The sequence below is a fragment of the Olivibacter sp. CPCC 100613 genome, assembly GCF_036959255.1.
Classification (GTDB): Bacteria; Bacteroidota; Bacteroidia; order Sphingobacteriales; family Sphingobacteriaceae; genus Olivibacter.
This window is the reverse complement of sequence record NZ_JAWMTI010000001.1, coordinates 500,408-513,032: the sequence shown is the minus strand read 5'-3', so window position 1 is coordinate 513,032 and position 12,625 is coordinate 500,408. Positions and strand designations below refer to the sequence as shown.

10 protein-coding genes are annotated in these 12,625 nt (G+C 41.7%); 5 read left to right on the top strand and 5 right to left on the bottom strand.

The annotated features are described in order from the left end of the window. Position 1: 1 nt before the first annotated feature. The 3 genes from RYH73_RS02030 to RYH73_RS02020 form a co-directional block, all read right to left on the bottom strand. Complete coding sequence (locus RYH73_RS02030; protein ID WP_335311588.1) at positions 2-1,672, bottom strand: M1 family metallopeptidase; 1,671 nt, start codon at positions 1,670-1,672, stop codon at positions 2-4. 61 nt (positions 1,673-1,733) lie between these two features. After that, positions 1,734-3,920, bottom strand: coding sequence for a S9 family peptidase (locus RYH73_RS02025; protein ID WP_335311587.1), 2,187 nt, complete (start codon positions 3,918-3,920; stop codon positions 1,734-1,736). Between the two features lie 49 nt (positions 3,921-3,969). Further along, on the bottom strand, positions 3,970-5,367 hold the full coding sequence (locus tag RYH73_RS02020; protein ID WP_335311586.1) for an aminopeptidase P family protein: 1,398 nt from the start codon (positions 5,365-5,367) through the stop codon (positions 3,970-3,972). A 243-nt stretch (positions 5,368-5,610) separates the two neighbouring features. Between RYH73_RS02020 and RYH73_RS02015 the strand changes: the two genes are divergently transcribed. The 5 genes from RYH73_RS02015 (at position 5,611) to RYH73_RS01995 (ending at position 11,531) form a co-directional block, all read left to right on the top strand. After that, a complete protein-coding gene (locus tag RYH73_RS02015) occupies positions 5,611-6,489 on the top strand; it encodes an AraC family transcriptional regulator (protein ID WP_335311585.1) in 879 nt (292 codons plus the stop codon). A gap of 219 nt (positions 6,490-6,708) precedes the next feature. Then, complete coding sequence (locus tag RYH73_RS02010; protein ID WP_335311584.1) at positions 6,709-7,638, top strand: dihydrodipicolinate synthase family protein; 930 nt, start codon at positions 6,709-6,711, stop codon at positions 7,636-7,638. An 18-nt stretch (positions 7,639-7,656) separates the two neighbouring features. Next, positions 7,657-9,138, top strand: coding sequence for an aldehyde dehydrogenase (NADP(+)) (locus RYH73_RS02005; protein WP_335311583.1), 1,482 nt, complete (start codon positions 7,657-7,659; stop codon positions 9,136-9,138). Continuing rightward, the gene (locus tag RYH73_RS02000; protein WP_335311582.1) at positions 9,135-10,133 is read left to right on the top strand and encodes a 4-hydroxyproline epimerase; all 999 of its coding nucleotides are present in this window, start codon (positions 9,135-9,137) and stop codon (positions 10,131-10,133) included. Before RYH73_RS02005 ends, RYH73_RS02000 begins: the two co-directional genes overlap by 4 nt. Positions 10,134-10,268: 135 nt before the next feature. Beyond that, positions 10,269-11,531: an NAD(P)/FAD-dependent oxidoreductase gene (locus RYH73_RS01995; RefSeq protein WP_335311581.1), complete on the top strand. Its 1,263-nt coding sequence runs from the start codon at positions 10,269-10,271 to the stop codon at positions 11,529-11,531. Between the two features lie 114 nt (positions 11,532-11,645). Here the strand turns inward: RYH73_RS01995 and RYH73_RS01990 are convergent, their stop codons facing one another. After that, positions 11,646-11,822, bottom strand: a complete 177-nt coding sequence (locus tag RYH73_RS01990; RefSeq protein WP_335311580.1) for a histone H1 — start codon at positions 11,820-11,822, stop codon at positions 11,646-11,648. Positions 11,823-11,914: 92 nt separating this feature from the next. Then, positions 11,915-12,589 (bottom strand): lipid-binding SYLF domain-containing protein, encoded by a 675-nt coding sequence (locus RYH73_RS01985; RefSeq protein WP_335311579.1) that lies wholly within the window; start codon positions 12,587-12,589, stop codon positions 11,915-11,917. Between the last annotated feature and the right edge of the window lie 36 nt (positions 12,590-12,625).

Here is a 12,625-nt window from a genome sequence, read left to right as displayed (position 1 = left end):
TTTATTCAATCAATACACCGATATAATAGTTATACGTATCCACTTCGATATTGTCTTTGTTGGCTCCGGGTAAATTTAGCTCTTTCCAATTTCTATCCAGTGCCATAAATTGATAATCGCTGCCCTTTTTACGCACCTTCACCGGCATGGTGAAATCTGCCACATCGGCAATCCAACGCGCGTAGGTCTTCCCATCTTTAAAGCGAAACTCCAGGGTAGGAATGTTCGTATGTTTAACGTATTGTTCAAAGACAGTGCTCAAGTCGCGGCCAGCATGTTGACTGATATAATTGACCACATCTTCGTAGTTCACGGTTTGATGATAAAATGTTTTGTTCAATCCTCTTAATATCTGCCGCCATTTCTCGTCGTCATTTATAATGGTGCGAACCATATTCAACAACACCCCCCCTTTTGGATACATATCACCGGATCCTTCTTGATTTACTCCATAGGGGCCCTGCACCGGACTATCGTTTCGGATACCACTCCGAATACCATGAACATAAGCTTGTCCAGCCTCTTTTCCGTAGTTATAGTCGACAAATAGCGCCTCTGAATAATTGGTAAAACTTTCATGTATCCACATGTCCGCGAGGTCCTTCGAAGTGATGTTGTTTCCAAACCATTCATGTCCACTTTCATGAACAATAATGAAATCCCATTTCATACCCCAACCGGTGTCTGATGCATCGCGGCCGCGATAACCATTGGCATAGCCATTACCGTAAGTAACAGCGCTTTGATGTTCCATGCCTGTATAGGGCACATCCACGAGCTTATAACTGTCTTCATAAAAAGGATAGGGACCGAACCAGTGTTCAAAAGCCTTTAACATCGGAACTACATTCTTGGGAAAAAACTTTTTGGCCTTTGCTTCATTTTCTCTCAATACCCAATAGCTTAAATCCAAGGAACCCTTTTCTCCTGGATAAGTGTCCTTAAAATTAACGTAGTCACCAATATTAACGGACACACTGTAATTATTGATCGGGTTGCGTACAAACCAATCGAATTGGGTATAACCGTCTTTACGGTTTGTTTTCTTGATGAGGCGGCCGTTAGAAACATCCGTCAACCCTTTTGGAACGCTCACACTGATTAGCATGCTGTCTACTTCATCCGCTTGATGATCTTTATTAGGCCACCAAACACTAGCCCCTAGTCCCTGGCAGGCAGTCGCCACCCAAGGTTTACCATTGCTATCCTGAGAGAAAACAAAGCCACCGTCCCATGGAGCTCGTTTAGCAACCTGCGGATTGCCTGAATAAAACACTTGCATTGAATCGACCGAGCCGCGTTTAATGTTAGCCGGGAAGTTTACAAATACGGCATTGTAATTACGCGTAAAAGGTATCTCCTGACCATGATAAATGACCTTTTCTACTTTTAAATTGGCAAACAGATCAAACTGTAGCCTGTCGAAGTCCATAGTGGCTTCAAATTTAAAAAGGTTGCTTCCGCTGATGAATTTGTTATCGATATCAACCTTTACGTCTAAGTGATAATACTTGATGTCATAACAAGTACGTAAAGGAGTTAATGTCCCTCTTAGCGAATCTGCCTTTGTAAAGACCGGTTGATCTTTTACCAGTAATTGGGCCGATCCTATTAAAGGTAATACGGTAATTGATAGGATATACAGTAATTTTTTATAGTTTATTCGTAACATATTGTTTGTGCTATACGTATTTTTCAATTGGCTAATTGGCTTATTCAATAATTAGCTCATTCTACCTCCCTCCCGGAGGGCAGTATTGTTTTAAATAATTCGTGTACAAACGTGACAAGTGCGCAGACGTGCCCTCACCTTCCGATATCGAATGGCTGCGGTTCGGATATGACATCAATTGAAACTGTTTATTGTGTTTGACCAACTCATTGATGAGCATTTCAGCATTCTGATAATGTACGTTATCATCGCCTGTGCCGTGAATATATAATAAGTTACCTCGCAAGTTTTTAGCATGCGTAATCGGTGAGCCTTTTACATAATCTGCCTGACTTTCAGGCGGGACACCCATGTAGCGTTCCTGATAAATATTGTCGTACATGAGTTGATTCCCCACAGCGGCTACCGCGATGCCTGTTTGATAAATTTCAGGATATTGAAACAACAAATTCAACGTAGAGGAACCTCCGCCGCTCCATCCCCATACGGCCACGCGTGATGAATCTATAAAATTCCATTTTAAGATTTCTTTTGCCGCCATCGCCTGATCCCGAATGTTAATTGTTCCGATGTTGCGATAAATTGCTTTTCTCCACTCTCTACCTTTAGGTGCGGGAGCCCCACGATTTTCTACGGAAATATAGATATAACCATCATCTGCCATGCTGCCTTCATATAAACGGTTGAATCCCGCGCCGTAGGTGTCAGTAACGGTTTGCCCGGCTGGTTCGCCATATACGTAAAAAACAACAGGATACCTTTTTGTTGAATCGAACTGGCTTGGTTTAACCATCCAACCATCCATCTCAATTCCATCGGCCGTTGTAATCTTAAAGAATTCAGGTTTGGAAGTTCCTGCAGGTAATTCACGATGAACGTTCGCTGCTAATTTCTCTTGATGTTTAGGCAAGCTGACGACTTCCCCTGCAAAATAGGTGGAGCTGCTGCTAAATTCGTGTTCCGCAAGTTCTCCATTGGGCGAAATACGATAGCTGTGTGTACCGGCTTGACTGCTAGGTGATAGTTGTGTTGCTTCACCTCCTTTTAAGTTGATTTGATACAAGTATTTTTGTGTGGCATTGGAAGGCGAAGCACTGTAATAGATTTTTTGATTGTTTTCATCAATTAAATCTATTCCAATAATATCGTAATTACCTTTGGTAAGTAATGTTTCCCGACCACGCAGGTCAATTTTATAAATATGACGCCAACCATCTTTTTCACTTACCCATAAAAAAGCCTTACCATCATCCACCCATTCCCAACCGGTAGGATCGTCATCATTCCAACGAGATTTAATATCAATCCATGCTTTATCTTGTTCACTGTAAATCGTTTTTGTTTTTCCATTTTCAACTTGGCAGAGTAGAATATTACTCTCCTGCTGTTGACGATTTAATTGCTGAATAATAAGCGATTGGCCATCCAATGTCCATTCCATTCGCGGAATATAGTGCTGTATCGGATCGCCCGGTATATCCATTTTCTTGTTTTCGTTTGTTTTTACATCCACTACATAGATAAAACAGGCGCTTGGATTTTGACCAGCCTTGGGATATTCTACAGGTACAGTAAACGAATAGGTGGAATCCGTTGTATTCAACATCAGGTAATTGCGAATACTGCGCGCATCGATTTTCCAGTAAGCGATATGCTTGCTGTCGCCAGACCAACGAAATCCGTCTCTACAGCCAAATTCTTCTTCGTAGACCCAATCAAAGGTCCCATTGATCATGCGATCGGTGCCATCTTCTGTTAGCTGGCTAATGCGATGTGAGCTCAGATCTTCAACATATAAGTTGTGTTCGCTTACATAAGCAACGCTGGACCCATCCGGTGATAGTTTCGCAAACATCAAGGAAGAAGCCGGAAGCCCATTACCTAACTGTTTAAGTTCTTTTTTGTCGATATCGTAAAGCCAATAATCTCCGCGCGTATGATAACGCCAAACCCGTTTCGTATTGGCAAATAATAATACTTTTCGGCGATCGGTAGAAATGCTGAACTGCTTAATTTTTAGGGGAGTGCTACTGTCCTTCGGCGTAAGGGTCGAGGCATCTAAAAAAACGTTCGGATGGTTGGGGTCCAAGAGTTTTATTTCCAAAATCTGCCCATCAGAAATTTCATAATAGCCATTGCCATCTTCGGTCCACTGTGTTTTAATACCAGGTTGTGCAAATAGAAAATTTATGGAGAATAAGTGGCTTATAATTAAGCAGATCCATAGTAGGTGGTTTACATTTCTCATGTGTTATATAGCAATTTTGGTGTTTGTGGGTACTAAGGTAAGGGTTTTCTTAGCTATTTCTTATCGCTTCCACTTCTTCAACTGTTTTCGCTAAGTACTTTCCTAAGCGTCGATTACCTGAACTTGTTACTAAGTAATTGTCTTCAATGCGGACACCGCCAAAGTTCAGGTATTTCTCTACTGCTTGGTAGTTAATAAATTCAGTCAGTTTGTTTTCAGCTTTCCAGAGAGCGAATAGTGCTGGTATAAAATAAATACCGGGCTCAACCGTTATTACATAGCCTGGCTCGAGTTCTTTTCCTAGGCGTAACGACTTTAAACCAAACGTTTTGGTGTCCTTTCTTAAGGTGTCGGTATAACCAACATATTGCTCACCTAAATCTTCCATATCATGCACATCTAAGCCCATCATATGGCCCGTACCGCACTGAAAGAATAAAGTATGCGCTCCATTGGCAATAGCTTCTGTCGTATTTCCACGCACAAGCCCCAGTTCTTTTAAGCCATCAAATAGAACAGCGCAGGCGCTAAGGTGCACGTCGAGGTATCGTATTTGAGGGGCTACCATCATCGAAGCTTTTTCAAAAGCTTGTAATACAACTTGGTAGATTTCTTTTTGTTGGGTGCTAAAATGTTTGTCTACCGGAAAAGTACGTGTTAAATCACCCGCATAGCCCATAGCGGTCTCAGCTCCGGAATCATTCAACACCAATTGACCGCTCTTCAGCGTATTTAATTGTTTATGGTTATGAAGGATTTCGCCGTGAACCGATAGAATGGTAGGATATGCGAGCTTACCTCCTCCGTTTTGAGCAATCTCCTGTATTGCGTTCGCTATCTGTAGCTCTGTCAATCCTTCACGAGCCATCTTCATCGCATGAAGATGCATGTCTACTGATGTATTCACGGCTAAATCAAGCTGTTTAACTTCGTCATCACTTTTGATGGCACGTTGAGCAATTACTGCTTTGATAAAAGAGACGGACGCCTTTGCTCGTTGTTCAAGTGGATGAATGCCCAGCAAGTTAAATAGCTTAATTTGGTTGGTTGGCTGGTATGGAGGAAGATAATGAATGTTCCGATTTTTTCCTGCTGCCAGCTTTAAATAATTGTAGAGGTCTTTGATAGGACGAACAATGGAAAGGCCGCTTTTCTCACCTTTTTCCTGTAAGGTTTCCTGCCGTCCCATCCATACAATTTCATCGATTGTTAATTCATCGCCAAATAATATTTCCTTGTTCTCATCCAAATCTATCACGGCCGCAAGCTTAGGTTCTTGAATACCAAAGTAGTATAGAAAAGAACTGTCCTGCCTAAATGGATAGGTATTGTCTGCATAATTCATAGCTTGTTCATCATTTCCTAGAAATAATAGCAATCCGTGGGAGACTTGGCTTTTTAGTCTATTTCTTCGTGTGACGTAAATGGATGTTTCAAACATAGTCATTCGTTGTTGTAAATTGGCTAATTTACGATTTACAGAGAAAAAAGCCTACGCGCAAAACTCTTAAATTATTATCAATACAGCTTTCCCTTTTTTCCCTGATGCTTTTCGTATTTTAACCTAAAGTTCAGGGATATTGGCAATCATTTAACGAATGCTGACCGTATTTTAACCTATTTTATATTAACTCTTGTATTTATGGGTTAAAATTGGCAAATTCACATTACCTAATACACCAAACCAGCGATGAAAACACTACAATTCACTATCCCGGTAGCGCACGATCGAACTGTTATCGTTCAGGAAGATTGTATGCCGCACTTCTATCCTTATTTACATCGACATCATGAAGCCCAGCTCATGTGGATTATAGAAGGAAAAGGCACATTAATTGCCGATAACAGCATGCATCCTTTTCAGGAGAATGATATTTTCTTATTAGGAGCCAATCAGTCCCACGTTTTCAAAAGTAATGCAGAATACTTTGACGAAACCCGGCCTAAACAGGTCCGCTCAATCTCTGTCTTCTTTGACCCGAACGGGAAGTTGGCGTCCTTGTTTAATTTACCGGAACTTTATATGTTACAAAGTTTTGTAAAAGATTATGAAGGTGGCTTTAAGGTGCCGAATACGTATTTTAAGGAGGTATCGAGACGCGTATTGCGCTTAAAGGATGCTAGTCAGATGGATCAGCTGATGCACTTCTTTTATTTATTGCGCACGTTATGCCAGATCTCTAAGCAGGGGAATGCCTTGTCCGGGGGAAAAAATTCATTAATCTCTGAAAATGAAGGAATTCGTATTGGATCTATCTATAATTATATAGCGCAAAATTTTACAAAAGCAATCACCTTAGAGGAGGTGGCCGATCAGGCAAATTTAACTCCCCAAGCTTTTTGTCGATATTTTAAGAAACACACAGGGAATACTTTTGTCGCATTTTTGAATGAAATGCGCGTGCATGAGGCATGCAAAAAGCTAACACATCATAAATGTGAAAGTATATCAGGTGTCGCCTACAATTGCGGATTTAATAGTATTACAAATTTTAATCGGGTTTTTAAGAGTGTAATTGGCAATTCGCCCAAAGAATACATGGTGAATTTTCAAAGAAACATACAGTAGGCATCTATAGTCCATTTATTTGGTTAATTGATACGGTATATAGTCAGATCTCCCGGTAGGCCTATTCCTTTTTTTGATCGGTTATGTAAAGAAGAATGTTGCCCTTTGTGTCAAGTCAAAAATGCGATGTTAAAAAAGTTAAAATATGCGCATGATTGATTAATACATGGATTGATACCTTTAAATGTTCGTTTTACTTTTGAAAAAAAAAGAACTATAATGACTAAAGAACTTTGGAAAGGAATTTATCCTGCATTACTAACCCCATTTAAAGAGGATGGAGAAATCGATTTTGACATGTTTGGTAAGAATCTGACTGCGCAGCTGGAAGGAGGTGTGCATGGTTTGATTTTAGCAGGGTCACTTGGTGAGGCGAGTACGTTAACCACACAAGAGAAATACGATTTATTGACATATACAGTTAACTTTGTAGCTGATAAAAATATCCCGGTGATTTTGGGTATTGCTGAACAGGCTACCTCAGAAGCGATTAAAATAGCACAGAAAGCAGAAGAACTGGGAGCGGATGGATTAATGGTTTTACCTCCCATGCGCTATAAGGCAGACGATCGGGAAACTGTGATTTTCTTCACAACAATCGCAAATAGCACAAGTCTTCCGATCATGGTTTACAATAATCCCGTTGACTATGGGAACCTCGTAACATTAGCTATGTTTGAACAATTGGCGACGGTACCCAATATCCAAGCGGTTAAAGAATCAACGCGCGATTTAACGAACATCACCCGTATGATTAATCGATTTGGCGATCGTTTTAAGATCTTAGGGGGTGTTGACACTATTACTACAGAAGCTTTATTAATGGGAGCAGATGGGATTGTTGCCGGCTTAGTGGACGCTTATCCAAAAGAAACGGTTGCGATCTATGATTATGTAAAAGCAGGTAAAATAGAGAAAGCATTAGCCATATTCCGTTGGTTTTTGCCTTTATTAGAGTTAGATATCCATGCCAAACTAGTTCAATACATCAAATTGGCGGCCACGAGTGAGGGTATTAGTAATGAAACCGTGCGCGCGCCTCGCTTACCGTTAGTAGGTGAAGAACGCGAACGTATATTGAAAGTTATTGCCGATAGTAAGGTGAATAGGCCGAACTTGGAAACAAAGGGTTCCGGTAACCTAGTTTAATTATTGAAAGGAAATAGAATGTACACAGAAACACCACAGGAACAAGTCAAGGAATTACTGCACAAGGCAGAAGAAGCATTTCAATACCTAAAAGGAAGAAGCGTTATCGATAGAGCGGGCTTAATGTATGCGATTGCAGCTAAAATAGAAGGATTGGGGACTGAATTGATCGCAACGGCAACGGAGGAGAGCCACCTTCCCGAGGCACGCCTGATCGGAGAGAAAGCGCGGACTGTCTTTCAATGGAGAAGTTATGCTGATCATATTAAAGAAGGTATATGCTTTGAAGCAAGAATTGATACAGCGATTCCAGACAGAACACCACCAAAGCCGGATTTGCGTAAAATCAAGGTTGGGGTTGGTCCTGTCGTTGTTTTTGGTGCAAGTAATTTCCCCTTTGCTTTTTCAACCGCCGGTGGAGATACGGCGAGCGCTATCGCAGCGGGTTGTCCGGTAATTCTTAAAGCACATCCGGGACATCCCAAGACATCCTCACTTATGGCAGAGACTATTGCCGATGCAATCAAAGAGGAAGGGTGGCCCGACGGGATTTTTTCGCATGTATATGGTAGTTCGAATGAATCAGGCGCATACCTTGTTCAGCATCCGATTGTCAAATCCGTTGCTTTTACAGGATCTTATGGAGGCGGGAAAGCCTTGTTTGATTTAGCGAATAAACGGGAAGAGCCGATTCCGGTATTTGCCGAGATGGGGAGTGTAAACCCGGTTTTTGCGCTGCCGGAAAAAATGGCGACCGATCCACGAGGGTTAGCGAACCAATATTTAAGTTCACTAACCCTCGGTGTGGGACAATTTTGTACCAATCCAGGTGTACTCGTAGCTGTCAAGGGGAAAGATCTTGAAGCATTTAAAGAGGTTCTCCGTCAAGAAGTTTTAAATTGCCCTCCGGCGAACATGCTTCATGCAGGCATTGCTAAAGCTTACCGTACCAATAGCGAACGCATGTTAGCGGAATCCACCATTCGCGTAATAGGCAAAGCAGAACAAATCGCTGCAGAAGGCCAAGGGGCCGCCCTGCTTGTCGAAACAGATGCAAAAAGCGTTGTAGAAAATGAGGCTTTACTTGAAGAGGTGTTTGGTCCTTTCGGGTTAATTGTTAGCTGCGAAAGTGTGGATGAAATGCACCGGATTGCCCGTCATTTAAGTGGGCAGCTGACCATTACCGTGGCCGCAACGGAGGCAGACGCAAGCGAACATAGTAGATTAATTAGCCTTTTGCAGGACAAATGTGGCCGCTTGTTGTTTAACGGAATGCCTACCGGTGTAGAAGTTTGTTTGGCCATGCAGCATGGAGGTCCTTTTCCAGCTACAAGTGATGTGAGGTTCACTTCGGTCGGATCGGATGCTGTACAGCGCTTCCTACGCCCCTTATCGTTCCAAAACTGGCCAGATAGGCTATTGCCGGATCAACTAAAGAATGCGAACCCTTTGGGTATTTATCGTACGGTGGACAATATATTGACGAAAGAGCGCATATGAGAAGAACGTTTTTCTGTATAGACGCCCATACTTGCGGTTGTCCTGTTCGATTGGTTGCAGGAGGTGGCCCACTATTGGAGGGAAACTCCATGATGGAGCGACGTTTGCACTTCATGAAAGAGTACGATTGGATTCGGAAGGGGCTGATGTTTGAGCCGCGGGGGCATGATATGATGAGTGGAAGTATATTGTATCCAGCTTGCGATCCGGCGAATGATATCGGCGTATTATATATAGAAACCAGTGGCTGTTTGCCCATGTGTGGACATGGTACCATCGGGACGGTGACCATCGCTATCGAGGAGGGGCTTGTTGAACCAAAGGTGCCTGGTAAATTACGTCTTGAAACACCGGCAGGTCTTGTCTTAATCGATTATAAGCAAGAAGGTAAACGCGTTAAATCTGTTAAGTTAACCAATGTAAAATCGTTTTTGTTCGCCGAAGGACTGGAAGTGGAGTGCCCGGATTTAGGACTTATACGTGTAGACGTCTCTTTTGGAGGGAATTTTTATGGTATTATTGACCCACAGACTAATTTTGAAGATATAAATCAATTTTCTGCCAGTCAACTCATTCATTATGGTAAAATAATCCGACAATTACTCAATGAGAAATATCAATTTATTCACCCTGAAAACAATCATATTTCCGGCTTAAGCCACATCCAGTGGACAGGTAGTGTTTTAGATCCGTCATCAAGTGGGCGAAATGCAGTTCTTGTCGGAGAAAATGCTTTAGATAGGTCGCCATGCGGTACAGGAACCTCTGCGAGGATGGCCCAATGGTATGCCAAAGGTAAACTAAAAAAGGGGGACCAATTTATCCATGAAAGTTACATTGGCTCTAAATTCCTCGGTACTATCGAGGAAGAAACCAGCATTAATGGAAAACCGGCAATTATACCGGGGATTGAGGGCTGGGCTTTAATTACAGGTTATAATCATATTATAATTGATGACGAAGATCCTTACGCTTTCGGTTTTCAAGTGATTTAGAAATTCAAAATTTAAAATTCAAAAGTCAAAAAGCCTGTTATGCGTCCCAGTTTGGTCTTCAGCAAATAGCTGAAGCTTTGTAGCTTCAAAAGCTGAGAACTGAGAACCGGCAACTGACAACTACTTAAATAGCACATGAATCAAACTAATAAAGGGAGCGCACTGATTATAGGTGGTGGTATTGCCGGACTGTGTTCGGCCTATTATCTATTGAAGGATGGCTGGAAGGTGACGCTTTTGGACAGCGGTGATTTAAGGGACAATTGTTCTTATGGTAATGCCGGGATGTTGGTTCCCAGCCATTTTACGCCACTTGCGGCACCTGGTATTGTAGCGCAAGGAATTAAGTGGATGTTTAACAGTAAAAGCCCTTTTTACGTAAGACCAAGCTTAAGTACTCATCTTATCTCTTGGGGTTTTAAGTTTATTAAACATGCCAATGCTGCACATGTAAAACGAACAGCACCAAGTATTCGTGATCTAAATCTCCTGAGTAGTCATCTATATGATGAAATGGCAGAAGGGGAAGATTTTGCCTTCGAGTTGCAACACAAAGGAATTCTCATGTTGTACAAGACCGAGAAGATGGTGGAGGAAGAAATTCATTTGGCAGAAACAGCAAGGTCATTGGGTTTGGATGTAGAAACCTTGTCGAAGGAAGGAGTACAGCAATTGGAGCCAAATGTTAAACTTGATGTGCTGGGAGCCGTACACTATCGTTGCGACGGTCATTTGTATCCACAAGCCCTCATGGCACAGCTAATTGCTTATATAAGAAAAAAGGGTGCTATTATACATGAACATACGGCGGTCACAGGATTTGAATACGATCAGGAGAAATTGCAGGCGGTTATTGCAGGCGGTCAAAAATTCAACGCGGATAAATTTGTGATGACCGGAGGCGCTTGGTTGCCTGAAATTGCCAAAAGGGCAGGACTCCGGATCCCGCTGATGCCAGGGAAGGGCTATTCTTTTATGTATAAGCCGACGGAACACCAACTTGTGCATCCGTCCTTGTTGCTAGAGGCACGAGTAGCCGTGACGCCTATGAATAATCATATTCGTTTTGGTGGAACCATGGAGTTAGGGGCACTGAATAATTCTATTAACATGAATCGTGTACAAGGTATTGTTGAGGCCATCCCTCAATATTATCCCGATTTAAAAGTCGCTTTGCCCGAGAAAAAAGATGTTTGGTTTGGCTTCCGCCCTTGCTCGCCGGATGGACTGCCGTATCTAGGATATAGCAAAAGATTAAAAAATTTGATTATAGCCGGAGGAGGTGGTATGATGGGGCTCAGTTTGGGGCCGGCCTACGGCAAAGTTGTAAGTGAGTTAGCAAACGAACAATTAAGTTCAGCCGATATCGCTCAATTTTCACCGGAACGATTTACTTGATTAATAATAGGCTTACTTACCCTTAAGAATAAATAATTGGTTGAAATCGGATAAGTCGAATCAAAAAAAGCCTGTATTTTCGTTGAGACAGGCTTTTTTGATCATTGGTAGCAATTATTTAGCATTTTTCTTTTCCGTCACATCATTACGGATATCTTGAGCTAAAGCTTTGGTTTTCTGTAATGCGCCTCTTAATCTAGTTCCAGCCGCCTTATTTCCTTTTTCGTAGAATGCAACAGCATCTTTTTCAGCTGTAGCGATAAGTTCTTTCAGTTCAGAGAATTTTTCCATAATACTTATAAATTTTTATGGGTTTATAAAATTAAGTTAATGATTTTGCTAAACTACGTTTTTTTATTAAAATGCAATAGGCTTTTTAAATTTTATTTGCCTGCCAAGGCATTTCTAAGCGCCTTTACCTCCTCACTTGTGTGATTTGCTGCTGAAAACAGCTTCTGTGTGTCGGCAGTTGGTCCATAATAGGTATTGTTTGCCGTTTTATCAAAGGCAATATTAGAACCATTAATACTTATTCCTGCAAAAAGTCCTTTGCTTCTTGAATAGGAATAAACTTCAGCATCCAGTTTATAATCTGTGTTGGCACTGGTACTTCGGCCTACGGGACCCGCTGCCGCAGAGAGGTCGCCACCAATAGTAAAGTCTCCATTCTTAGCGTTGGTTAAGGCTTCTTTATGTTTAAATAAAAGTACTAAATCAACTGCCTGAACACCGGCTTGGAACCCAATACTGCCCCCTGTGATCGTTACAAAAACGGGATCACTCCATTCGCCCGATGCGAGTTTTACCATGGCAATACCCTTTCCTCTTTTTCCTCCAATACCAAATCCCGCATTGATCATTTTAGGAATAATGACAATTCCTTTTGAATCCTCTAGCATCGACACAGGAATACTCTCCTTCATATTTGTGAAGTCTTCAAACACATTTGCTGCCTTTTGAATCCGTTCAGCCTCTTTATCCACCATATATGACGAGCTAAGCACGCATATTAAGCCCAATAACATTGGAGCTATCATCCATTTTCTGATTATTTTCATACGCTATTAATAACGATTGACATTTTAAAATAGTGT

Bases quoted from the DNA above. Each gene is read 5' to 3' on its own strand.
- RYH73_RS02000 (WP_335311582.1), top strand. From the start codon at position 9,135: ATGAGAAGAACGTTTTTCTGTATAGACGCCCATACTTGCGGTTGTCCT.
- RYH73_RS01995 (WP_335311581.1), top strand. From the start codon at position 10,269: ATGAATCAAACTAATAAAGGGAGCGCACTGATTATAGGTGGTGGTATT.
- RYH73_RS02005 (WP_335311583.1), top strand. From the start codon at position 7,657: ATGTACACAGAAACACCACAGGAACAAGTCAAGGAATTACTGCACAAG.
- RYH73_RS01990 (WP_335311580.1), bottom strand. From the start codon at position 11,822: ATGGAAAAATTCTCTGAACTGAAAGAACTTATCGCTACAGCTGAAAAA.
- RYH73_RS02015 (WP_335311585.1), top strand. From the start codon at position 5,611: ATGAAAACACTACAATTCACTATCCCGGTAGCGCACGATCGAACTGTT.
- RYH73_RS02025 (WP_335311587.1), bottom strand. From the start codon at position 3,920: ATGAGAAATGTAAACCACCTACTATGGATCTGCTTAATTATAAGCCAC.
- RYH73_RS02020 (WP_335311586.1), bottom strand. From the start codon at position 5,367: ATGACTATGTTTGAAACATCCATTTACGTCACACGAAGAAATAGACTA.
- RYH73_RS02030 (WP_335311588.1), bottom strand. From the start codon at position 1,672: ATGTTACGAATAAACTATAAAAAATTACTGTATATCCTATCAATTACC.
- RYH73_RS02010 (WP_335311584.1), top strand. From the start codon at position 6,709: ATGACTAAAGAACTTTGGAAAGGAATTTATCCTGCATTACTAACCCCA.
- RYH73_RS01985 (WP_335311579.1), bottom strand. From the start codon at position 12,589: ATGAAAATAATCAGAAAATGGATGATAGCTCCAATGTTATTGGGCTTA.